This is a genomic window from Lichenicoccus sp., assembly GCF_965276875.1.
Taxonomy (GTDB): domain Bacteria; phylum Pseudomonadota; class Alphaproteobacteria; order Acetobacterales; family Acetobacteraceae; genus Lichenicoccus.
The window spans coordinates 1814113-1836710 of sequence record NZ_OZ255701.1 but is presented as its reverse complement, the minus strand read 5'-3'; the positions used below and the strand labels follow the sequence as shown (position 1 = coordinate 1836710).

Genomic DNA, 22598 nt, shown 5'->3' with positions numbered 1-22598 from the left:
GTCCCACCGAACCATGCGGCGCTTTTCGGCGTCTTGTGTCCGCGAACCATCGAACCACATGGGAGCCGAGATGTCCGAACAGACGCATGATGCGGGCGAAGGCGCGCAGTCCCGCAACCCGGCGACCGGCGCGATCATCGAGCGGTTTGCCTTCGCTGACACGCGCGCGACGAACGACATCATGGACGCGGCCCAGAGCGGCTTTGAAGCCTGGCGTGCGGTCCCGCCAGCGGACCGCGCGCCGGTGCTGCAACGGTTCGCGGCCAACCTGCGTGCCCAGGAACACGCGATCGCGCTGACCATCACCGCGGAGATGGGCAAGACGCTGGCCGAGAGCCGCGCCGAAGTCGCCAAGTGCGCGTCCCAGGCGGACTGGTATGCCGAGCGCGGCCCGGCATTGCTCAGTGACGAGCGCGCGCCCGTCGAGACGCACGAGGTCAGCGTCTCCTACCGACCGACCGGGCTGGTGCTCGGCATCATGCCCTGGAACTTCCCGCTCTGGCAGGCGGTGCGCGCGGCGGTGCCGATCCTGCTCGGCGGCAACGGCTTCCTGCTCAAGCCGGCGCCCAACGTCATGCGCTCCGCCCTTACGCTGGCCGCGTGCTGGAACGAGGCGGGCGCTCCGAACGGCCTGTTCGCGGTGCTCAATATCGGCCACCACGATATCGAGCGGATCATCCACGATCCGCGGATCTGCGGCGTCACCCTGACCGGCTCGCCGCGCGCCGGCGCTGCCGTGGCCAGCCTGGCCGGTGCGGCGCTGAAGCCGTCGGTGCTCGAACTGGGCGGCTCGGACCCGTTCATCGTGCTTGCCGACGCGGACCTCGACAGTGCGGTTGCCGCCGGGATTGCCTCGCGCTTCGGCAATTGCGGCCAGGTCTGCATCGCCGCCAAGCGTTTCCTGCTGGAGCGAAGCATTGCCGGCGCCTTCACCGAGCGCTTCATCGCCGCCGCCCGGGCGCTGGCGGTCGGCGATCCAACGCATCCCGAGACGCGGATGGGACCGATGGCGCGCGCCGATCTCCGCGATGAACTGCATCGGCAGGTTGCGGACAGCGTTCACGCGGGCGCGCGGCTGTCGCTAGGCGGCCATGCGATCGAGGGGCCCGGCAATTTCTATGCGCCGACCGTGCTGGAGCGGGTGCGACCGGGAATGGTGGCGTTCGACGCCGAGACCTTCGGGCCGCTCGCCGCACTCACCGTCGTTGACGACGCCGACGAGGCGGTAGCACTCGCCAACACCAGCGCCTATGGGCTTGGCGGCAATCTCTGGACCGCGGATCTGGCGCGCGCCCGGACGATGGCGCGAGCCCTGCACACCGGCGGTGTTTTCATCAACGGCACCACAGCGTCAGACCCGCGCTGGCCGATCGGCGGCGTGGGACGCAGCGGCTATGGTCGCGAGCTGTCGCATTTCGGCCTGCGGTCGTTCCTCAACGCCCAGGTCGTCTCGGTCAGGCCGCCCCCTTCCCAGGTATAAGGTTACCTCATGCCCAATCCGATTCTCGAGCCCGTGACCTTGGGCGACCTGCGCCTTGCCAATCGTGTCGTCATGGCGCCGCTGACCCGCAGCCGCTCTGGGGAGGACGGCGTGCCGCCGGACTTCGCTGCCGATTACTACGCCCAGCGCGCCGAGGCCGGGTTGATCATCAGCGAGGCCACCAACATCTCGCCGCAGGCGCGGGGCTATGCGATGACTCCGGGGATCTGGTCGGATCCGCAGGTCGAGGCCTGGCAGCGCGTGACCAGGGCGGTGCATCGCCGTGACGGCAGGATGTTCCTGCAGCTCTGGCATACCGGACGCATCTCGCACCCCGACCTGCATGGCGGCGCGCTGCCGGTGGCGCCGTCGGCGATCCGTCCGGAGGGCCAGGCCTTCACCAATGACGGGCTGAAGGACCATGTCGCGCCACGCGCCCTGGAGACCGACGAAATCCCGCGCATCGTCGAGGACTACCGCCACGCGGCAGCCTGCGCCAAGGCGGCGGGGTTCGACGGTGTCGAGATCCATTCCGCCAACAACTACCTGCTCGAGCAGTTCATCCGCGATAGCACGAACCGGCGCACCGACCGTTATGGCGGCGCCGTTCTCAACCGCCTGCGCTTTCCGCTCGAGGTCGTCCGCGCCGTCACCGAGGTGTGGGGCGGGGGCCAGCGGGTCGGGATCCGGGTCTCGCCGGCCACCACGATGCCGGGCAGCACGCCGCTGGACAGCAGTTCGATGGACACCTACGGCGCCTATATCGACGCGCTGTCGCAGGCTGGGCTGCTCTACATGCACGGCATCGAAGGTGTGACACAGCTCACCCGCGAGTCGCCGGATGTCGATTTTGCTTCCCTGCGACGCCGCTTCTCCGGCGCCTACATCGCCAACAACCAATACACCCTCGACCTGGCGGAGCAGGCCCTGGCACGCGGCGACGCCGACCTGTTCAGCTTCGGCAGGCCATTCCTCGCGAACCCGGATCTGGTCGCCCGCCTGCGCACGGGCGCGCCGCTTGCCGAGGCGCCGAAGCAATACTGGTACGGCGGCGGCGCGGTCGGCTATTCCGACTGGCCGGCGATGCACGCGGCGGGCTAAAAGCGCCGGGGGGCGCCGCTATTGCCGCGGTCGCGCATGTCGGTTCCGGGTTCGCCGTCCTCCGGATCGAAATCTTCGAGGTTCTCCATGTTGGTCGCGTGGTCGCCGTTATGCGACACGATCTCGGTCTCACGCGGGCCGGCGAGCCGGTCAATCCGGTAGAGCGCCTCGAACCGCGCGTCCGTCGCGGTCCGCATCGCATGCGCCGTGGCGTCCTCCCAGGACATCGGGCGCCCATGATCGTCTGTCAGCCGGGCGTTGGACTCCGTGTGGTGGGAGTCCAGCGCGACGATCTCGATCATGATCCGCCTGGGGTCGTCCTCCTCGAAGCGGCGCAGCAACACGAGCGCCGGACCATCAGGGAGCGGGTCGTGCGGGGCAAGGTCGATAATGTGGGTCATGCTGGCCTCCTGATCGATCAGCTCCCGGGGGCAACGATCATGCACACCATGCCATGTTGCGCCAATGCGCCGCAGGCGGCAGCGGCGTCATTACGCGCAAGACCGATCAATCTGGCGCGATACAGCACCGTGCCGCCAAAGCGGCTGGTGGGTTGCACCAGGCTGCGGCTTTCGGCCAGCGGCCCGTAGGCGGCGGCGCGCGCCATGGTGTCGGCGAAGTGCGCCTGCGCCGGGGAGCCATAGGCGCCGACCTGAACCGCCCAGGCCCCCACGGGAACCCTCGCGACCACCTGCATGACCTGCGGCTGGGGCTGAGCCTGGGGCTCGGGGGGCGCGGGGGCGCATTCGGAGCTGGGGTCGTAGGCGGCGTCGGGATCCTGTACGCAGAAGCCGCGTCGCCGGCGTCGCGGGGGTGGCGCGGCATAGGCCACCTGCACCGGCGCGCTTGCGCGCGCGCCGAGCTCGGGGCCGAGGGCGGCGACATAGTCGATCGTCTCGTTCGGCAGCCGGCGGCCGCTTCTGACATAGTCGTCGAGCCGCTGCGGCCCGGCATTGTAGGCGGCGAGAAACCCCGGCGCGCCATAGCGTCCGTAGAGCAGCCGGATATAGGCGGTGCCGGCAAAGATATTGTCGTGCGGCTCGTAGGGATCGCCGCCCAGACCGTTCTGCGCCCGCATGTCGGCGTAGGTCTCGGGCATCAGCTGCATCAGCCCCATTGCCCCGGCGGCGGACCTGATCGCCCGGCCGTAGCGGTATTCATGGCCGCCGGACTCGCGCATCATCACCAGGCGTATCCAGCGCGGCGGGACCTCGAACCGGCGTGCCGCCGCCCGGATATAGGGCCGCCAGGGATCGCCTCGTGGCCCGGGTTGGGGATAGTCGGTGCGGCCGGGACCATAAGCCAGGCGACCGCCGCCGGCGCAGGCCGACAGCGCCAGGACGACGCCGAGAAGCAGCATCCGGAGCATGGGCACGAATGGTGGCGAAAACCTCGACGGTAATCAATCGCAGGTTGCGCGTGATACCCGGGGACGAGGCGTAAATGTCACAGTTCAGAGCAGGCAGAGCGCCGCCAGGTCGCGGCGCATCGCCATTGGCAGCACGTCGCCGCGCGTCTGGTCCGGCGCGCCCAGGTCCGCGGGCGCGTCGTCCGGCCGCAGATAGCGCCAGCCCTGAAAGGCGCGGACCCGTCGCGGCAGCACGGCGATCGCATCACCGTCCAGCGCGATGGCGGTGCAGGGCGTGCCATCCTCGCGCCGGTCGGCGGCGATGGCGGCCACGCGCTGTCGGCACAAGAGCACTCCGGAAATGACCCAGTAGATCGAGCCGCCATCGAGGATCTCCGCGGCTCGTCGCGGAAAGCTGCGCGTGCGCAGGAATGGGCGGCCGTCCTGGTCCCTCCGCTCGGCTTGCCGTTGCCCGAGAGCCGCGAGGTCCGCGACTCCGACAGCAAGTTTGATCAGGTGCAGCATGGTGCCCTGGTAGCACGGGCTTTCTCCGGTCGTCAGGGGTTGCGGCCGATCGCCTGCGCCTCGTGCACGAGGCTGTCGAGAAAACGCGTGGTGTCGATGGCCTGCACGATGACCACCGGGCGCAGGTCCATGGCCTTGGGAGCCAGGCTTGGGGGCCATACATGGGCGTGGCCGTAATCCATGCCGTGACTGGTGTCGATGTCGAGACGTGCCACCACCGAGCGGGTCACCAGCGACGGATCGACCGCCACCGCCGCGGTCATTTCGTCCCACATCGGCAGCGCTTGATAATACTGCCGCAAATAGGCGGTGAGCGGGGTGTGGGTGGCCGCGACGCGTGCCATCAGCGCCTTCGTCATCATCAGGCTGTTCGACACATTGCCGACAGAGACGATCCGCGGCCAGTCCGCGGTGAGCACGATGTGCGCCGCCTCCGGGTCGAAGATCATGTTGAAGTCGGAGGCGTAATCGGCGTTGCCGGTGACGCTCTCCATGCTGGTATCGAGCAGACCGCCCATGAAGACGAGCTGCCTGGCCGCCTGCGCGAAGCTTGGATCGAGGCGGACGGCGAGGGCCAGGTTGGTCAGCGGCCCGGCGGCGACGATGCTCACCTGGTGCGGATGCGCATGCACCGCGCGGATCAGGAAATCGGCGGCGCGCTCGCTCGACGCGGCAAGATGCGGCGCGCCTTCCGGCAATGTCGGCACCGGCGGTTGGCTGTCGGGGACGCCCTTGATCGAGCCGACTCCGCCCCACGCCCCCTTCCACGGGATCGTGCCGTACTGTGCCTCCCAGACGCGCATGCGGGCGACGCTGTCGAGCAGCGGCAAGGTGGCGCCGTCGAATACCGGCACGTCGCCGCGTCCGGCGATCTCAAGGAAGCGTCGCAGATGCGCGGACGCCGCGTTCTCCCAGGCGTCGCCGACGACGACGGTGAATCCGAGCACCCGCACGTTACGATCGCCCAGCAGCGGGATCGTCGATTGCAGGTCGGAGCCACCCGGGCCGAGGAAGTCATTATCCTCGATGACCAGTTGGGCGGGGCGGCCAGCCGCTGCCACGCGCGGCGACAGGCTGGCCAGCAGCAGCAGGGCGGCGACAATCAAACGCAAGCGAGGCTCCTCCTACAGCACCAGCGCGCCGAGCAGCGCGTCCAGGCGCAATCGCCCGGCTGGTGTCGCAGCCAGGCAATCGCCGTGCCAGACCAGATACCCCTCGTCGCCTGCGGCCTGAAGGACGTCGCTGTCGAGTGCGGCCGCGAGCGCCGTGCCGGTGCGCGCGGCGAACGCCTCGGCATCGATGCCCTCCGACAGCCGCAACCCCATCAGCAGCATCTCGCGCGCGCGGTCGCGCGCCGAGAGCGGCGCGGTGCTGGTCTCGCCGGTGCCGTGCCGCTCGACCAGGTCCGCCCAGGGTTCCGGCGCGCGATGCCGACGGGTGGCGTGCAGGGCACCGTCGAGGGTCAGCCGGCCATGCGCGCCGGGGCCGATTCCAGCATAATCCTGGTAGCGCCAATAAGCGAGGTTGTGCCGGCTTTCTGCCCCCGGGCGGGCATAGTTCGACACCTCGTAGGCGGCGAGACCGTGGCGGGCGGCGATGCTGGCCGTCGCTTCGTAGAGGGCCGCCGCGTCGTCGTCATTGGGCAGCGTGATCAGCCCCTGGCGATGCAGCGCCTCATAGCGGGTGCCCGGCTCAATGGTGAGCTGGTAGAGCGAGAGATGGTCCGAGACCAGGTCGAGTGCCGTGCCCAACTCCTGGTCCCAGGCGGTCAGGCTTTGGTCTGGGCGCGCGTAGATCAGGTCGAAGGAAATCCGTCCGAACAACGTGCGCGCAAGTTCGAGGGCCGCGATCGCCTCGCGCGCCGAGTGCCCGCGCCCGAGCCGTTGCAAGGCCGCGTCGTCGAGGGCCTGCACGCCAAGCGAGAGACGGTTCACTCCGGCGTCGCGAAAGCCGCGCAAGCGGCCGGCCTCGACACTGGTCGGATTGGCCTCAAGCGTGATTTCGAGGTCCTCGGCCGGCGTGAACAGCGCGCACGCCTGTTCGATCAGGGCGGCGACGCTGGCGGGCTCCATCAGGCTTGGCGTGCCGCCGCCGAAAAAGATCGAGCCGAGCCGCCGGGTGCCGTCGCGGTTCAGCCGTGCCGCCTCGTGCGCCAGTTCGCGGCCCAGGCAGGCGGCGAAGCGACGCTCCGGCACCACCTCGCGCACATGGCTGTTGAAGTCGCAATACGGGCATTTGGCGAGGCAGAACGGCCAATGGACATAGAGCGCGAGGGGCGTCATCAGATCGCGACGCGGACGCCCAGTTCCACCACCCTGTCGCTCGGTATCCGGAAGAACTCTGTGGTGGTCACGGCATTGCGGGCCATCACCAGGAAAAGCGACAGCCGCCAGATCGGCATGCGCGGAATGGTGGCGCGCACCAGAACCTCACGGCTGACAAAGTAGCTCGCCTGCATCGCATCGAAGGAGACGCCGTGATCGCGCAGGTCTTCGAGCGCTCGTGGCAGGTTCGGGCTCTCCATGAAGCCGTAGCGCAGCAGAACCCGGTGGATGCCAGGTGCCAGCTCCTCGACAGCGAGCCGGTCGCCGCCTGCCTCGGGACGGTCCAGGTTCTGGATGGTAACGAACAGCACCTTCTCGTGCAGCACTTTGTTGTGCTTGAGATTGTGCAGCAGCGAGGCGGGCACGAAGTCCGGGTTGGCGGTCAGGAACACCGCCATGCCGGGAACCCGGATTGTGCGCGACTGCGGCAGTCGGGCAAGGAAGGAGGCGAGCGGCAGGCTGTCCTGCTTCCAGCGCAACGCCAGCAGCTCGCGTCCGCGTTTCCAGCTTGTCATCAGCGCCGTGAGCACGCAGCCGAGCAACACCGGCACCCAGCCGCCTTGCGGGATCTTCAGCGCGTTGGCGGCGAAGAAGGTGCCGTCGATGACCAGAAAGCAGCCGAACGTGCCGATCGCGGCGAAGCGCGACCAGCCATAGCGACGCCTGAACACCACCATCGCCAGCACGTTGGTGCACATGAAGGTGCCGGTCACCGCGATGCCGTAGGCGGAGGCCAGCGCGTCTGAGGAGCGGAATGCCACCACCAGCAGCAGCACACCGATCATCAGTGCGCGATTGACCTGGGGGACATAGATCTGCCCCTCCTCGTCGGGATTGGTGTGCAGCACGCGCATGCGCGGCAGGTAGCCGAGCTGCACGATCTGGCGCGCGACCGAGTAGGCGCCGGTGATCATGGCCTGGCTGGCGATTACCGCCGCCGCCGTAGCCAGCGCCACCATCGGCAACCGTGCCCAGTGCGGACCAAGCAGGAAGAAGGGGTTGGCGACCGCCTCGGGGTGATTGATGATCAGCGCGCCTTGGCCGAGATAATTGAGCGCCAAAGACGGCAGTACGAAGCAGAGCCAGGCGAGCCGGATCGACGGCCTGCCAAAATGACCCATGTCGGCATACAGCGCCTCCGCGCCGGTCACCGCCAGTACCACGGCGCCGAGGGCGACGAAGGAAATCCAGCCGTGATCCCAGATGAAGATTACCGCGTGAGAGGGCAGCAGCGCGTGCAGCACGAACGGATGCTTGACGACCTCGATGGCGCCGAGCACGCCGATGCTGGCGAACCAGAGGGTCATGACCGGTCCGAAGATGCGGCCGACGCTGCCGGTGCCGCGATACTGGAAGCTGAACAAGGCGATGATGATCACGATCGCGGCGGGCACGACGACCTCGTGCATCGAAGGCAGGCTGACTTCCAGGCCCTCTACCGCCGACAGCACCGAGATCGCCGGCGTGATGGTGCCGTCGCTGAAAAACAGACAGCCGCCGATGATACCGACCAGTCCCAGCAGGGCGCGCAACCGGTTGCCTGGGGACACGCGCTGCGCCAGCGCCATCAGGGATTCGATGCCACCCTCGCCGTTATTGTCGGCCCGCATGATCAGAGTGACATACTTGATCGTCACCACCAGGATCAGCGACCAGAAAATCAGGCTCTCTATGCCAAGTACTTCCCAGCGAGAAGGCGCCTTGTTGCTGATGATGGCGATCGTGGCCTTCAGCGCATAGAGCGGGCTGGTGCCGATATCGCCGTAGACGACGCCGAGCACGGCGAGCACCGAAGCGACACCGACTTTCTTGCGCCGATCGTGCGGCGCGATCTCCTGGCTGACCGGGTCGAGGCTTGTGGGCGATGCGAGCTGGGAGTCGCTTGTGCGTACTCCGGCATCACGGCTCATGAAGGGCTCCAGGGGGTGATGCAAGCGCCCCCATACGGCTCATTCGGCGCGGGTGGCAAGCGGCACGGGTTCTGCTGCCGGACGCGCGCCGAACAGTGCCGAGCCGACCCGCACCTCCGTCGCACCTGCCGCAATCGCGGTCTCGAAATCCCCCGACATGCCCATCGATAGGCCGGTCAGTCCGGAGGCGCCGGCAATGCGTGCCAGTTCGCGGAAATGCGGCAGCGGGTCCTGCCCCTCGGGCGGGATGCACATCAGGCCGGTCAGCGTCGCGCCAAACCGGACACGGCAGGCTTCGATAAAGGTCTCCGCTTGGCCGCGCGGGACACCTGCCTTTTGCGGCTCGTCGGCGATATTGACCTGCACCAGCAACTCCGGCAGCCGCCCCTCCTGCTCCGCCGCGCGGGCGATCGCGTCGGCAAGCCGCGGCCGGTCCAGCGTCTCGATGACGTCGAACAGGCGCACCGCATCGCGCGCCTTGTTGGTCTGCAGCGGCCCGATCAGGTGTAGCAGCAGGTCCGGCGCCGCGGCCCGCAGTGCTGGAAACTTCGATTGCGCTTCCTGGACGCGGTTCTCGCCAAACCGCCGATGGCCTCGCCGCAACAGGTCGGCGATGCGCTCGGCATCGTGGGTCTTGGAGACGGCGACGAGCGCGATGGCGTCCGGCTGCCGGCCGCACCCGCGCGCGGCCGCGGCGATGCGGGCTCGGATGGTCTCCAGCGGGGAGGGTGTCGGCATAGTGTCGAGGCTCGGCTGTGACGGTCCCGGGGTCAAGCGCGCGCAATCGTGAGCCTCACGACATTCCCGCCAGGCGCAGTGCCGCCTCCGCCCCGACCAGGATCTCGCAAAGCCGCAGCCGGTCTCCTCGTTCGAGCCAGGCCGGCCCATCATTGCCGCAATAAAAGGCGGCGGCTTGGGCCAGCAGCGTCTCGTGCGTCTGTGCCTCACCCAGCGGTCGCGCCGCGAGGTCGAGCCTGCGCAGCGCCTTCAGGCGCGATTCCAGGCGTTCCGCGGCCCCTTGTCGTTCTTCCGGCGTGCCCGGCATGCAAGACGCGGCCTCGCCCGACGCGGCGCAAGCGGTCGGCGCCGAATTCAGGCCGTCTGCGAGCTGTGCCGCACATTCCGACGCCATTTCCTGGCGGCGTGCCGTCAGGCTCCGGGCAAAACCGACCATCTCGCCGCGCAATGCGCTGAAGCCCGCCAGCCGGGCGGCGCGCAGGCTTTGCGCGTCGAGTGCGGCATCGCTCAGCACCGAACCCGGGCTTGGCTGCGGCGCGGCCTGGTCGAGCTTGTCGATCACGGCGCCGATGACACGGCGCAGGCCGTCGCCGAGCGGCGCCGCCAGACGGGTTTCGGCGGTCACCGCGGTGACGGTTTCAACCAGCGCCGCCGGCTCCGTGCTTTGCTCGAACAGCAGCGTCAGGACCACGCTCCAGGTGGTCGGACCGGAGCGAGCCGCGGCGAGCAGGAGCGGCCGCAGCGACTGGACCGCTGGCGCGCGCCACGCCGACTCGTGCCAAGCGGGGGCGCCGAGCGTAGCACTGCGACCATTTGCGCGAAACAGCCCAACATGGGCGAACACCACGCGTATCGCGGCGAGCAGGGGCGTCAGCGCCTGCGGCGCAATACCGGTGCTGGTCTGGAACTCCGCAGCGCGCCATGAGTCCGGCATCGGGCTCGCCGACAGGATTTCGGCCGCCTGCCGCCAGAAGGCGGCCTGAGGCAGCTTGCCGGCGGCGAGCATTGCCTGCAGCGAGGGCAGCTCCGGGTACTGCGACTCGACCAGGGCTGCGACCGGTGCGATCAGGCTGCGCGGGATGGTGCCGTCGGAGACGTGCCATTGGTTCGGCGGCACGATCACCGCGTCGAGCGGCATGAACAGCGCCCGGCTGAAATTGAGCGGCCGCGGCGGCCGTAAGGCGCAAAGCCGCGGACGCAAGCCGTCCAGCAGCCGGTCGCTGGCGCCGCGCTCCGGCAGCCGGTCGATCATGCCGGTCACCCGTAGGATGGCGCTGTCGCTGGCGTCGCGCAGATCCTTGGCGAGATCGCGGATCGCGCCTCCTTCAATCATCGAGATCGGCCTGGTCGGGGTCGTGCAACTGCAACTCGCGCATGCGGATCGCCTCGTTGCGGGACTGCAACTCGAAGCAGGCAGCGGCAGCGTTAAGCGCCATCGGTGCCGCCGCGTCCAGTTCGACCCTTCGGACGGTCTTGTCGTTGTCGCCGTCATAAAGCAGCATCTGCAACAGAGCGGCGGCCTCGGTCGCTTCGGGATCGAGCAGGCAGAGCCGGTCCCAGCCATCGAGCAGCCAGTCCGGCTGCTCGAGAAGCGGGCGCACTTTGGCCGCGTCCTCGCGCCAGGCGGCAACCAGGGCGGCCGGCCTGGCGAGTACCGCGCGCGCCTGGCGCAACGCCGCGTTCGCCTCGACATGGCGATTATGCATGGCGTCGTCGATGGCGCCGCTGCCCCCTTGTTCCTTGCAGACCCGGGCCTTGCAAAGCAATCGCAGCACGCGGGGGAAATAAGCCGCCTCGGCACGTGGACCGGCACCGATCGGCAAGGCCAGCCTGGCGATGGCGAGCATGGCATCGGCGAGCTCGCCGGCCGGCAGGTGCAGCTTGGGCGCCAGCAGCGCCGGCGCCGCGGCAAGCCAGCCGCTCTCTTCCTGCGGCTGCGTCGACCAGGGGTCGTTGAGGGCGGAATGGCTGCCGGGAAGATCGTGGTGGCGGGCGAGTTCGAGCAGCAGGTGGGCGCGCATCCGGCGCAGCCCGAGTTGCCGGGCGGCATGGGTTTCATCGGCGATCTTGGCCAGGCGCCGGCCGGCGTGACCAGCGGTCGCGACCGCGAAGGCGGCATCGCGGATGATGGCCGGCGACAGCGCGGCACCAGCGGCGATCGCGGCGGCGATCCGTTCCGCGAGCAGGATGTCGTGCAAGCTGGGTGCGGCGAAGGCCCGCAGCGCCGACCAGCGTGCGATATAGACGCCGCGGCCGCCGGCGGGATTTATCAGCAGCATTTCGAGTCCGCCCTGCGGCGCCCGTCGCACACGCATGCTGGTCAGCGCCGGCGCAGTGAATGGCAGCGACACGCAGCGCGCAGCCGGCAGCTGTGCCTCGCGCGCATGACTCCATTCGATGCTCACAGGCGGCGACGCAGCCATCGGTAAACCTCCCCCACACCAATAGAGGGATTGCGGCCTGCGTCCCCTGGTCCGCGGCCGGGGCACGTGCGATCTGCTCGTGCATCCTTCTGATCCGAGCTTACCGGGAAAACGTGAACAGAGTGTCAACATACAGGAAGACCGTGCCGGCTCGTCAGCATCGCCCCGGCGCCGATCCGACCCGCGAGATCGCCTATGACATCCTGGTCGTGGTTCTGCACCGACGCGGCAGCCTGGAGGATGCGCTGGAACGTGCGGATGCGGCGGTGCCGGCGCGCGACCGCGCGGCGGCGCACCGGCTGGCGGCGACGGTGCTGCGGCGCCTGGGCACGCTCGACGCGGTGCTGCGGCCGTGGCTGAGCAGGACGCCGCCGCAGGAGGTGCAGCTGTTGCTGCTGCTCGGTGCGGCGCAAGTGCTGTTCCTGCAGACGCCGGCGCATGCGGCTGTCGGCACCATCGTCGACCTCGCCAGGGCGCGCCGGCTCGCGGCCTTTAGCGGGCTGGTCAACGCGGTGCTGCGAAGGGTGGCAGACACCGGTGTCGCCGCCCTCGACGGCCTGGACCAGGCCAGGCTGGACGTGCCGGCCTGGCTATGGGCTTCGTGGGGCCGCCAGGCGCGGCCAGTCGCGGAGGCGCTGCGCCACGAGGCACCGCTGGATCTCACGCTGCGCGAGGGAGCGCCGATCCCCCAAGGCGGCGTGCGGCTGGCCAACGGCAGCGTGCGACTGCCGGCGGGGACCCGCGTCGTCGAACTCCCCGGCTACGAAGCGGGCGCGTTCTGGGTGCAGGACGCCGCCGCGACGCTGCCGGTGCGGCTGCTGGCGCCGCGGCCGGGAGAGCGCATCGTCGATCTCTGCGCCGCTCCCGGTGGCAAGACCGCGCAGCTCGCCGCCAGCGGTGCGCAGGTCACGGCCGTCGACCGCGATCCAGCACGGCTGGCGCGGCTACGGCAGAACCTTGAGCGGCTGCGCCTGCCGGCGACGGTGATCGAGGCTGACGCCACCACATGGCGACCCACCGCTTTGTTCGATGCGGTGCTGCTCGATGCGCCGTGCAGCGCCACCGGCACGATCCGGCGGCACCCCGATGTGCGGCACACGCGCAGCGCCTCTGACCTGCCGCCGCTGCTCGCCGCCCAGGATCGGCTGATCGCCGCCGCGGCCGCCATGCTGCGACCGGGCGGCCGGCTGCTGTACGCGGTCTGCTCGATGCAGCGCGAGGAAGGTGAGGACCGCATCAATGCCGCCCTGGTTGCGGGACTGTTCAGCGGCTCGGAGTTGGGTCTGCGGCCAGCGCCGTTCAGTGCCGCGGAGCTTGCCGTGCTGCCAGAGGCGCGCACGGCGGATGGCTGGCTGCGCACGCATCCCGGCCTGTGGTCGGAGCAGGGCGGCATGGACGGGTTCTTCGCCGCGCGATTGCTTAAATCATGAAACGATTGCGCCGCGCGACGGCTCCGGGTGGGATCAGGACGCAGGACAGGGAAGTTGCCAGCTTTGGAGAAGCAGGCACTCGCAACGAGAAGGTATGGGGCACGGGTGTTTGCTTGACAGAGGACCGGAGTGCACTCAAAAACTTCGATATGGGCTCCATATTTAACGAGGCAGTCGATCCCAGGAATGTTGCCATCCAGGCGATGGAGTCTATTGGCGAGGGTGTCAGCCCCGACGACGTCGTCGTCGAGAAGCGGCTCGATGGGACGGGGGACCGAGCCTATTTCTACACGATTGTCCAAAGGAAAGATCTGTCGCCCGAAGCCCAGGTTGACATGGAAATGAAGGTTGGCCGTTCGATCCGGGACCAGCTCGTTGCCATTGGAATCGAGGACTATCCCTACGTAAACATCACCCTCCAGCCGGCTCGGTAGAGCGGCCGCCTTCTCATGATCCACGGCCCGGCTTTGCTTGAGACGAGCAAGCGTTTGCTTGGCTGGACCCCAGTGCCGCAGCCGAAGGGTCCGTTAAGTCGAGATGTGAGCTGGACACTACCGTCGGAGGGAGATTTGCGCCGCTCCATCTCGACTACCTACTACGCGCTCTTCCACTCGATACTTGAGAGAGTCACCGACCGCCTCGTTGGCAAGGCCCTCCGGGGAACCCCGGACTATCGGGACATCTACCGCTCCTTTGGGCATAACGAGGTCAAGACAGTTTGCAAGGCGTTGACCAGGCAAGATTCGAACGCCGGCGATGATCTGCGCAGCATCGCTCAAGCGTTCGTTCAGGGACTTGAGGAACGCGAAACGGCTGACTACGACCCGATCGCAGAGATCACATACGAGCGGGCTCAACTTCAGTTCGTGCTCGTGAACTCAGTCATTCCCAAACTCATGCTCCTGCACGAGGCGGACGTCATGAAGATCGCTGTCGGATGCCTGGGCCGACGGGTGCGTGGCAGGTAGAGGATCCCCCCGACACCGTTCTAGGGCGTCTTCTCCAGTGTCGATCACAGGGGCGAAATCCTCGGATCATCAACGTCAGGATCTGGTGGCGGCCATCAGACTCGCCAAACTGCGGCAAGCCGTGCACCCCGACCCTTGCGCCTCCGGAGCCTGTTGTGTCGAATGGCGTCATGACATCCGCGCCTCCGGATCGATCCGGCATCATCGTGGCCCCGAGCCTGCTGGCGGCGGACTTCTCGCGCGCGGCCGAGGAAGTGGCGGCCATCGAGGTCGGCGGCGCCGACTGGCTGCATCTGGACATCATGGACGGGCACTTCGTCCCCAATCTCTCCTTCGGTCCGCAACTGTTACGGGCGTTGCGGCCGCGCACGACGCTGCCGTTCGACGTGCATCTGATGATCGCGCCGGTCGACCCCTACCTCGCCGCCTTCGCCGAGGCCGGCGCGCAGCATATCCACCTGCACATCGAGGCCGGCCCGCATACCCACCGGTCGCTGCAGACGGTGAAATCGCTTGGTGTCGCGGCCGGCATCGCGATCAATCCGGCGACGCCCGTCGAGGCAATTGCCGAGGTGCTCGAAATCGCCGACATGGTGCTGGTGATGACCGTCAATCCCGGCTTCGGCGGCCAGAAATTCATCGAGACCATGCTGCCGAAGATCGCCCGGATCCGGGCCATGCTGACGGAGCGTGGCCGCGACAGTCCGATCGGGGTCGATGGCGGGATCGACTCCCTCACCGCGCGTCGCTGCATCGACGCCGGCGCGACGGTGATGATCGGCGGCACCTCGATCTTTGCAGCACCCGATTATGGTCATGCGATCGCGTCACTGCGCGCCGGAGCCGGCTGATGGACATGCGGCGTTGGACGCTTGATGCACGGCTCTCCATCGCCCGCCTGCCGGGGCTCGCAAGCTCGCTTGGGATGAGCCGGGTGCCGGATGCGCCGCAACAGGCGATCCGCGACCTGTGGCCAGGGGATCCGTCGCTCGGGGCGCGGCTGATGAAGGGCGAACTGCTTTATCGCGGTCTGGTGCATCCGCTGGTCCCGGGCGAAAGCCAGGCCGCCACCGGGGGCGCGCCTTTGCTGGCCGCGCATGCGCATGGCTTCACCTGGCTGCGCGACCTGCGGGCGCTGGGCACCGATGGCGCCCGGCTTCGCGCTCGCACCCTGGTCGCCGACTGGCTGGGGCAGCCGGCCGCCGATCCGCTGGCGCGGGCACCCGACGTGATCGGTGCGCGGGTGCATGCGTGGCTTGCGCATTACGACTTCTTCGCCGCTTCCGCTGACGACCATTTCAAGCAGCGGCTGATGACGCGGCTGCTGATCGACGGTCGCACGCTCGCTGCCCTGGTGCCCTGCCCGACGCACGATCACCGTGCGCTGGTCGCCTATAAGGGCCTGCTCGCCTGCGCGGTGGCGCTGCCCGAGCAGAACCATCTGCTGACCCGCTACATGCGCCATATCGCCGCCGAGATCGGCCGCCAGGTGCTGCTCGACGGCTGCCATGTCGAGCGCAGCCCGGGGGCGCATCTCGCCGCCCTGCGCGAACTCGCCGAGATGCGGGCACTGATGCAGACGGGTCAGATCGCGGCCCCTTTGGCGCTCGCCGCCGCCCTCGACCGCATGACCCCGGCCCTGCGCACGCTGCGTCATACCGACGGCGGTCTCGCTCTGTTCAACGGCTCGCACGAAGAGGCCCCGGCACTGATCGACCTGGTGCTGGCACAGGCGGCGCGCGGGCGGTCTGTGCAGGCAGCCCTGCCCGAGGGTGGCTTCATCCGTCTGCAGGCCGGCCGCAGCCTGCTATTTGTCGATGCCGGACCGCCGCCGCCGACCGGCTACGACATGCTCGCCCATGCCGGCACCCTGTCGTTTGAACTTTCCATCGGGCGCGAGCGACTGGTCGTCAATTGCGGCGCCGGCATTACCCCGGCTTGGCGGCAGGCTCTGCGCAGCACAGCGGCGCATTCGGTGGTCACAATCGCCGATCGCTCGTCCTCGGAGTTCAACGAGTCCGGCGGGATTGCCCGGCGCCCGGGGCATGTCGAGATCGAGCACAAGCAGTCCGGCGGCGCGCATTGGCTCGATCTCAGCCATGATGGCTACAAGCCGATGCTCGGCGCCATGCAGCGCCGCCGGCTTTATCTCGCCGAGAACGGGGAGGACATACGCGGCGAGGATTTCGTCGAGGCACCCGCACCGCTGGCCTTCGTGCTGCGCTTCCATCTGCACCCCGACGTGGCCGCAAAGCACGATCCCGAGCCTGGCAGCGTGCTGCTGACACTGGCCTCCGGCGGTATCTGGCGGATGCGCATCGAGGGTGGGGCGGTCTCGATCGACGAGAGCGTCTATCTCGGCGCCGGCGCACCACGGGTCAGCCGGCAGATCGCGGTGACGGTAACGCCGCCGCAAGCGACATCGGAACCGGACGCCGCCGGCGAGCCGCAGATCGTGCGCTGGGCGATCAGTCGCGCGGACGAGTGAAAATCCTCGAAGTCACCAACGTCGATTTCTCGCTTGCGCATTTCCTGCTGCCGCTGATGCGCGAGTTGCGCGCGCGCGGCCATGAGGTGGTCGGCGTCTGCGCCGACGGACCGCTGCTCATGCAGCCGCGCGCCGAGGGCTTCCGCATCGTGCCGCTGCCGCTAGCGCGCAGTCTCTCGCTTTTGGCCCAGGCGCGGGCGCTGCTGGCCTTGCTGCGGCTGATCCGTGCCGAACGGCCGGACCTCGTGCACGCTCACATGCCGATCAGCGGCCTGCTCGCCCGTTTGGCCGCCCGCCTCTGCGGTGTCGGTATCATCGCCTATACCTGCCACGGCTTCCTGTTCAACCAGCCCGGATCGCGCCCGCGCCGTGTGGCGGCATTGGTGCTGGAGTGGCTGGCCGGCCGCATCACCGATCGCTATTTCACGGTGTCGATGGCCGAAGCCGATGACGCCAGGCGACTGCGCATCCATCCGAATCCGGTCGCCGTCGGCAATGGCCGCAACCCGGCCGTCTTCCGGCCCGATCCGACCGCGCGGGCCGCAGTGCGTCGCGACCTCGGCGTGCCCGAGCAGCAGGTCGTGATCGTCGCCGTCTCCCGGTTGGTGCGACACAAGGGCTATCCGGAGCTGCTCGACGCGATGGCAGCGGTGCCCGACGCCGAACTCTGGGTCGTGGGGTCGCGGCTGCCCTCGGATCACGGCGACGATCTCGAGGCACATTTCACCGCGTCCTGGCTCGGCCCGCGCCTCAGGCGGCTCGGCTACCGCGACGACATCGCGGCCCTGCTCGCGGCCGCCGACATCTTCGTCCTGCCGAGCCATTTCGAGGGGCTGCCGATGTCGGTGATCGAGGCGATGCTGTCCGGCCTACCGGTCGTGGCGAGCGATATCAGCGGCCCGCGCGAACAGGTCGAGGACGGGCAGACCGGCCTGTTGGTGCCACCGGGCAGCCCCCAGCTGTTGGCAGCGGCGCTCGCGTCGCTCGCCGGCGACGCGGCCCTGCGCGCGCGCATGGGCGAGGCCGGCCGGGCGCGGGCGATGCTGCTCTATGACGAGGCGCGGATCGTGGCCAGGACGGCCTCGTTGCTGACCGATACCTTGACGGTGCGGCTGCCGGCACGACACTCCAGCGCATGACCCTGCACGCCGCCAAGGCTTTCCTGCATGCCCAGGCCGCTTTCGCGCTCGCCTGGCTGCACGCCAACGTCGTCGCCTGGTCGACCCTGCTGCAGGCGGCAGGCGGCCTGCTTGCGCTTGGGCTGACCCGGCTGCTGGCCCCGCGCATCATCCGGCTGGCGATGTCGACGGTCTCGCGTCTGCGCACCACGCCGCTGGCCCGCGCCGCCGAGGCGCTCAGCCGCGCGACCCCCTGGCTGCTGCTGCTCGTGCTGCTTTGGTTCGAGGCGCTCGGGTTTGCCGCGAACGGTCTGCCGACCCGATTGCTGCGCCTGTTCGAGAGCCTGGCGCTGGCCTGGATCATCATCCGGCTCAGCTCGGCGCTGGTGCGCAGCCCGCGGTTGGCGCGGGCGTTCGCCATCGCCGCCTGGGTCATCGCGGCCCTCAACATCGCCGGGCTGGTCGGGCCGACCGCCGGCCTGCTCAACGAGATGGCAGTCACCGTCGGCACCTTGCGGCTGAGCGTGCTGCTGCTGCTCAAGGGCACGCTGCTGCTGGTGGTGCTGATCTGGGCCGCGAACCTGCTCTCGCATTGGGTCGAGACCCGGCTGCACCGGTCGCGCGACATTACGCCCGCGATGCAGGTGCTCGCCGCCAAGCTCACCCGCGTCACCCTGCTCACCCTGGCCGTTGTGGTGGCGCTGAGCGCCGTCGGCATCGATCTCACGGCGTTCGCGGTGTTCTCCGGCGCGATTGGCGTGGGTGTCGGCTTTGGGCTGCAGAAGGTGGTCTCCAACCTGATCAGCGGCGTGATCCTGCTACTGGACCGCTCGATCAAGCCAGGCGACGTGATCGAGATCGAGGGCACCTACGGCTGGATTACCAAGCTGAACGCCCGCTTCGTCTCGGTGGTCACCCGCGACGGCACCGAATACCTCATTCCGAACGAGGACCTGATCACCCAGCGGGTCATCAACTGGAGCTACTCGAACGACCTGGTGCGGCTGCACGTGCCGTTCGGCATCGGCTACCAGTCCGACGTACGCGAGGCGATGCGGCTGGCGCTGGAAGCAGTGGCCGAGGTCGAGCGCGTGCTCGAAACCCCCAAGCCGGTCTGCCTGCTGGCCGGCTTCGGCGACAGCTCGGTCAACCTGGAGCTGCGCTTTTGGATCAGCGACCCGCGCAACGGCACCGCCAACGTCGAGAGCGACGTGCGGTTGCTGGTTTGGGAATCCTACCATCGCGCCGGAATTGAATTCCCGTTCCCGCAGCGTGACCTCAATTTGCGCAATCCCGAGGCGCTGGCACCGGTCATCGCCGCCGCCCTCGCCGATGCCGCCAAGGCCGATACCGCCGGGGCGCCGCGGAAAACGCGCAGGTCCGACGCCGCGGACTGAACCTGGCTCAGTCGGTGAGATGCGGGACCAGCACCTCGTCGAGCCAGTCGATGAAGGCGCGCAGACGGGATGGCACCAGCCGGGTCCGCGGGTAGAGCAGCGAGACCGGCAGCGGTGTCGGACGAAAGGGTCGGAGCACTTCGACCATCGCACCGGTCTTCAGATCGTCGGCAAAGCGGATCAGCGGCGCCTGCACCAGCCCCAGTCCGAGGCGCGCGAGCACCGCGCAACTGTCGCTGCTCGATGCGGTGACGCGCGCCGGCAAGGTGACCTCACGCACGCGTCCGTTGATGACGAATCCCAGCGGCAGTGCGCCGCCGGTGCGCGAGGAAACGAACCCGACCATCTCGTGCCCGGCGAGATCGTCAGTCGTGCTTGGCGTTCCGTGGCGCGCGAGGTAGGCCGGGCTCGCGCAGGTGACCTCCGCGAGCAGGCCGAGGCGCCGTATCATGAGATCGCTGTCATCTATCTCGCCGCCGCGGATGACGCAGTCGACGCCCTCGCGCACGAGGTTCACCAGCCGGTCGCCCTCGCCGAGATGGAAGCGCAGACCAGGGTGGCGTTCGAGAAAACGCGGCAACTCGGGCAGCAGCCAGGTGCGTGCGAGGTGGGCGTTGGTGTCGACGCGCAGCACGCCCAGGGCGTTGCCGCCGCCGCCGCGCAGCGCCGCTTCGGCGTCGTCGATGTCGGCCAGCACCGAGACGCAATGACGGTGATACGCCTCGCCCTCCTCGGTCGGTGCGACATGGCGCGTGGTCCGCCGCAGCAGCGCCGCGCCGAGCTCGGCTTCCAGCGCCTTGATCCCGGCGGTGGCACTCGATCGCGGCAGACCCAGGTCGGCGGCGGCGGCGCGAAAATTGCGCCGCTCCACGACGCGGACAAACAGGCGCATGGCAGAGAGTCTGTCCATTCCGGATTGTTCGCCCGACTCGAACGCTGATGGCAAGATCGCCCGAATTGTTCGAGACGACCCAGCAGCCATATCCACTCCCCACCCAGGATAGGGAGTATTCCGATGGACCAGACCGACAGAACGATCGCGCTTGTGACCGGCGGCAGCCGCGGCCTCGGGCGCGGCATGGCCGAGCACCTCGCGCGCGCCGGCGCCGACGTCATCGTGACCTGGCGTGCGCGCCAGGACGAAGCGGAGGCGGTGGTGCGCGGCATCGAGGCGAGTGGCCGACGCGCCGCTGCCCTGCAGCTTGATGCCGGTGATGTCGCGAGCTTCGACGCGTTCGCGGAGCGGCTGGCGAGCACGCTCGATCGCGTCTGGACGCGCAAGAGCTTCGACGTGCTGATCAACAACGCGGGCACCAGCCTGCACAATTCGATCGCCGAGACCACGGAGCATGAGTTCGACGAGGTGATGCGCGTGCACCTCAAGGGGCCATACTTCCTGACCCAGCGGTTACTGCCGATGCTCGCCGACGGCGCGCGGATCCTGAACATCTCCAGCGGGCTGGCGCGAGCCTCGCTTCCCGGCTCGTCCGCCTATGCGATGATGAAGGGCGGCGTCGAGGTCTTCACCCGCTATCTCGCGGTCGAGCTCGCCGCGCGCGGGATTACCGCCAACACGCTGGCACCCGGCGCAATCGAGACCGATTTCAGCGGCGGCATGGTGCGCGACAATCCGCAGGTGAACCGGATGGTCTCGGAGATGACGGCACTCGGGCGGCCGGGACGCGTCTCCGACATCGGACCGATCGCCGCTTCATTGGTCTCGGCGGATAATCGCTGGATGACCGGGCAGCGGATCGAGGCTTCCGGCGGGATGCGCCTATAACGCCCAATCCGAAGCCGCGACGGATCCGGCGCGCACGCACGTTGAACGCTTATCATGAGCCGGCGACCCGGATGCGATGCGACATCATCAGTCGAAGAATAGTGTCCTGAGTGCGGATGCAGGCGGATTTGGATGCGGAACTGGTGGCCGCCGTGGGCCGTGGCGAGGACGCGGCACTGCGCGCCCTGGTCGCACGCAAGCTTCCCCGCATCCATGGGCTTGCCTCGCGCCTGCTCGGCGACGCCGGCGAAGCGGACGACGTGGCGCAGGAGGCTTTGCTGCGGACCTGGCGGCAGGCGCGCGACTGGCGCACCGGAGAGGCGCGATTCGACACGTGGCTGCACCGGGTGGTGCTGAATTTGTGCACCGACCGCCTGCGCAGGCGCCGCGAGGTGCTGCTGGCGGAGCCGCCGGAACAGATCGATCCAGCCCCCGCCGCCGACCAGCGGATTGCCAGCGACGAAGTCGCCCGGCGGGTCAGGTCGGCGCTGGCCGGTCTGCCGCCGCGCCAGCGCCAGGCGATCATGCTGCACACCTACCAGGCGTGCTCCAACATAGAGATCGCCGCGGTCCTGGAGATCAGCGTCGAGGCGGTGGAAAGCCTGCTATCGCGTGCCAGACGGACCCTGCGGGTCTTGCTTGAGGGAGCCAACCTGTGAGCCCTGAGCGATTTGCAGCACTGGCGGATGCATTCGGCGGCGATCTCGACCGCTGGCCGGCGGCCGAACGCGATGCGGCATGCGCGCATCTGCGCCAACACCCTGACGCAAACGCAATGCTGGCGGGCGCCGGCAAGCTTGACGACACCTTGGCGGCCTGGACCGTGCCGCCGCCGGGCGCCGCCCTGGCCGGCCGGATCGCGGCGGCGGCCGTCCAAAGCCGCGCGCGCGCGCGCCGCCTGCGCCTGTGGCTCTCCAGCCTCGGTGCCGCCGCCACCCTCGCCGGCGGGGTGGCGGCCGGAGCCAGCTTCATGGCGATCTCGACACCGGCCACATACCCGGTGATCGGGCCGCTCTACGGGTTGCGCGTGCTCGGCGCGCCGGTCGATCAGTGACGCGGCAGCGCCTCGCCGTGCTGCTCGCGGTTTCGCTGTTCGCTAACGTGTTCGCCTTGGGCGCGATCGGCGGCGGCTTGGCTGTGCTCTCGCGGCAAGACGTTTGGCGCCCGTATGCCCGCATGTCGCACGGGCCGCTGCGTATGGCCGGACAGGGACTGCCGGCGGCGGACCGGCACCGCTTCCGTCAGACTTTGCGCCAGGTGCTCCAGGACAATCGCGACCTGTCGCGAACTGCCCGTGCCAGTCGCTTCGAGGCGGCACGTTTGTTCGTGCAGCCGCACTTCGACCGGGATGCCGTCAACGCCGCTTTGGCGCGCGCGCGCGACGCCGATTTCGCGCTGCGCACCAGGTTGGAGGGTGTCGCCGTCGAGTTCGCCGCCACCCTGCCCGCCGGCGAGCGGGCGGTGCTGGCACGCGGCCTGGAACACGGCGGCCCGCTGCGTCATCCCGCGCGCGCGACGGGTTCGCCGCCGGCCGCCGTTCAACGGTAGGACGACGGTATGGAGAG

23 protein-coding genes are annotated in these 22598 nt (G+C 68.8%); 13 read left to right on the top strand and 10 right to left on the bottom strand.

Annotated features, from left to right (window positions below):
- Positions 1–70: 70 nt before the first annotated feature.
- Together ACQY4K_RS08875 and ACQY4K_RS08870 are read left to right on the top strand one after the other, a co-directional pair.
- Positions 71–1480: an NAD-dependent succinate-semialdehyde dehydrogenase gene (locus ACQY4K_RS08875; RefSeq protein WP_428395303.1), complete on the top strand. Its 1410-nt coding sequence runs from the start codon at positions 71–73 to the stop codon at positions 1478–1480.
- Positions 1481–1489: 9 nt separating this feature from the next.
- Positions 1490–2581, top strand: a complete 1092-nt coding sequence (locus tag ACQY4K_RS08870; RefSeq protein ID WP_428395301.1) for an alkene reductase — start codon at positions 1490–1492, stop codon at positions 2579–2581.
- Here the strand turns inward: ACQY4K_RS08870 and ACQY4K_RS08865 are convergent.
- From ACQY4K_RS08865 to ACQY4K_RS08825, 9 genes are all read right to left on the bottom strand, one after another.
- A complete protein-coding gene (locus tag ACQY4K_RS08865) occupies positions 2578–2982 on the bottom strand; it encodes a hypothetical protein (RefSeq protein WP_428395299.1) in 405 nt (134 codons plus the stop codon). The two genes, ACQY4K_RS08870 and ACQY4K_RS08865, sit on opposite strands and share 4 nt — an antisense overlap.
- Before the next feature lie 17 nt (positions 2983–2999).
- Positions 3000–3950: a lytic transglycosylase domain-containing protein gene (locus ACQY4K_RS08860; protein ID WP_428395297.1), complete on the bottom strand. Its 951-nt coding sequence runs from the start codon at positions 3948–3950 to the stop codon at positions 3000–3002.
- An 84-nt stretch (positions 3951–4034) separates the two neighbouring features.
- Entirely contained in the window at positions 4035–4454 is a 420-nt protein-coding gene (locus ACQY4K_RS08855) for a DUF1489 family protein (protein WP_428395295.1), read from the bottom strand.
- 32 nt (positions 4455–4486) lie between these two features.
- Positions 4487–5566 carry a nucleoside hydrolase gene (locus ACQY4K_RS08850; RefSeq protein ID WP_428395293.1) on the bottom strand — a complete coding sequence of 360 codons (1080 nt, stop codon included), beginning with the start codon at positions 5564–5566 and terminating at the stop codon, positions 4487–4489.
- A gap of 12 nt (positions 5567–5578) precedes the next feature.
- Positions 5579–6736, bottom strand: a complete 1158-nt coding sequence (gene hemW / locus ACQY4K_RS08845; RefSeq protein ID WP_428395291.1) for a radical SAM family heme chaperone HemW — start codon at positions 6734–6736, stop codon at positions 5579–5581.
- Entirely contained in the window at positions 6736–8688 is a 1953-nt protein-coding gene (locus ACQY4K_RS08840) for a potassium transporter Kup (RefSeq protein ID WP_428395289.1), read from the bottom strand. The genes hemW and ACQY4K_RS08840 overlap by 1 nt, the downstream gene beginning before the upstream one ends.
- A 39-nt stretch (positions 8689–8727) precedes the next feature.
- A complete protein-coding gene (locus tag ACQY4K_RS08835) occupies positions 8728–9426 on the bottom strand; it encodes a YggS family pyridoxal phosphate-dependent enzyme (protein ID WP_428395287.1) in 699 nt (232 codons plus the stop codon).
- Positions 9427–9481: 55 nt separating this feature from the next.
- Entirely contained in the window at positions 9482–10759 is a 1278-nt protein-coding gene (locus ACQY4K_RS08830; protein ID WP_428395285.1) for a hypothetical protein, read from the bottom strand.
- Positions 10752–11849 (bottom strand): hypothetical protein, encoded by a 1098-nt coding sequence (locus ACQY4K_RS08825; RefSeq protein WP_428395283.1) that lies wholly within the window; start codon positions 11847–11849, stop codon positions 10752–10754. Before ACQY4K_RS08825 ends, ACQY4K_RS08830 begins: the two co-directional genes overlap by 8 nt.
- A gap of 143 nt (positions 11850–11992) precedes the next feature.
- Between ACQY4K_RS08825 and ACQY4K_RS08820 the strand changes: the two genes are divergently transcribed.
- The 7 genes from ACQY4K_RS08820 (at position 11993) to ACQY4K_RS08790 (ending at position 19250) form a co-directional block, all read left to right on the top strand.
- Positions 11993–13279, top strand: coding sequence for a transcription antitermination factor NusB (locus tag ACQY4K_RS08820; RefSeq protein ID WP_428395281.1), 1287 nt, complete (start codon positions 11993–11995; stop codon positions 13277–13279).
- Positions 13276–13713: a hypothetical protein gene (locus ACQY4K_RS08815; protein ID WP_428395279.1), complete on the top strand. Its 438-nt coding sequence runs from the start codon at positions 13276–13278 to the stop codon at positions 13711–13713. The genes ACQY4K_RS08820 and ACQY4K_RS08815 overlap by 4 nt, the downstream gene beginning before the upstream one ends.
- 135 nt (positions 13714–13848) lie before the next feature.
- Entirely contained in the window at positions 13849–14247 is a 399-nt protein-coding gene (locus ACQY4K_RS08810) for a hypothetical protein (RefSeq protein WP_428395278.1), read from the top strand.
- Between the two features lie 170 nt (positions 14248–14417).
- The gene (gene rpe / locus ACQY4K_RS08805; protein WP_428395276.1) at positions 14418–15098 is read left to right on the top strand and encodes a ribulose-phosphate 3-epimerase; all 681 of its coding nucleotides are present in this window, start codon (positions 14418–14420) and stop codon (positions 15096–15098) included.
- Positions 15098–16735, top strand: coding sequence for a heparinase II/III family protein (locus ACQY4K_RS08800; RefSeq protein ID WP_428395274.1), 1638 nt, complete (start codon positions 15098–15100; stop codon positions 16733–16735). Before rpe ends, ACQY4K_RS08800 begins: the two co-directional genes overlap by 1 nt.
- Positions 16732–17874, top strand: coding sequence for a glycosyltransferase family 4 protein (locus tag ACQY4K_RS08795; RefSeq protein WP_428395272.1), 1143 nt, complete (start codon positions 16732–16734; stop codon positions 17872–17874). The genes ACQY4K_RS08800 and ACQY4K_RS08795 overlap by 4 nt, the downstream gene beginning before the upstream one ends.
- A complete protein-coding gene (locus ACQY4K_RS08790) occupies positions 17871–19250 on the top strand; it encodes a mechanosensitive ion channel family protein (RefSeq protein ID WP_428395270.1) in 1380 nt (459 codons plus the stop codon). The genes ACQY4K_RS08795 and ACQY4K_RS08790 overlap by 4 nt, the downstream gene beginning before the upstream one ends.
- Before the next feature lie 7 nt (positions 19251–19257).
- On the opposite strand, the gene ACQY4K_RS08785 is transcribed toward ACQY4K_RS08790, so the two are convergent.
- The gene (locus ACQY4K_RS08785) at positions 19258–20142 is read right to left on the bottom strand and encodes a LysR family transcriptional regulator (RefSeq protein ID WP_428395268.1); all 885 of its coding nucleotides are present in this window, start codon (positions 20140–20142) and stop codon (positions 19258–19260) included.
- Positions 20143–20265: 123 nt separating this feature from the next.
- Between ACQY4K_RS08785 and ACQY4K_RS08780 the strand changes: the two genes are divergently transcribed.
- The 4 genes from ACQY4K_RS08780 to ACQY4K_RS08765 all read left to right on the top strand — a co-directional run bounded on the left by ACQY4K_RS08780 (position 20266) and on the right by ACQY4K_RS08765 (position 22581).
- Entirely contained in the window at positions 20266–21033 is a 768-nt protein-coding gene (locus ACQY4K_RS08780; RefSeq protein WP_428395266.1) for an SDR family NAD(P)-dependent oxidoreductase, read from the top strand.
- Positions 21034–21149: 116 nt separating this feature from the next.
- Positions 21150–21692 carry an RNA polymerase sigma factor gene (locus tag ACQY4K_RS08775; protein WP_428395264.1) on the top strand — a complete coding sequence of 181 codons (543 nt, stop codon included), beginning with the start codon at positions 21150–21152 and terminating at the stop codon, positions 21690–21692.
- Positions 21689–22087, top strand: a complete 399-nt coding sequence (locus ACQY4K_RS08770; RefSeq protein ID WP_428395262.1) for a hypothetical protein — start codon at positions 21689–21691, stop codon at positions 22085–22087. The genes ACQY4K_RS08775 and ACQY4K_RS08770 overlap by 4 nt, the downstream gene beginning before the upstream one ends.
- Complete coding sequence (locus ACQY4K_RS08765) at positions 22084–22581, top strand: periplasmic heavy metal sensor (protein WP_428395260.1); 498 nt, start codon at positions 22084–22086, stop codon at positions 22579–22581. The genes ACQY4K_RS08770 and ACQY4K_RS08765 overlap by 4 nt, the downstream gene beginning before the upstream one ends.
- The last annotated feature ends 17 nt before the right edge of the window (positions 22582–22598 follow it).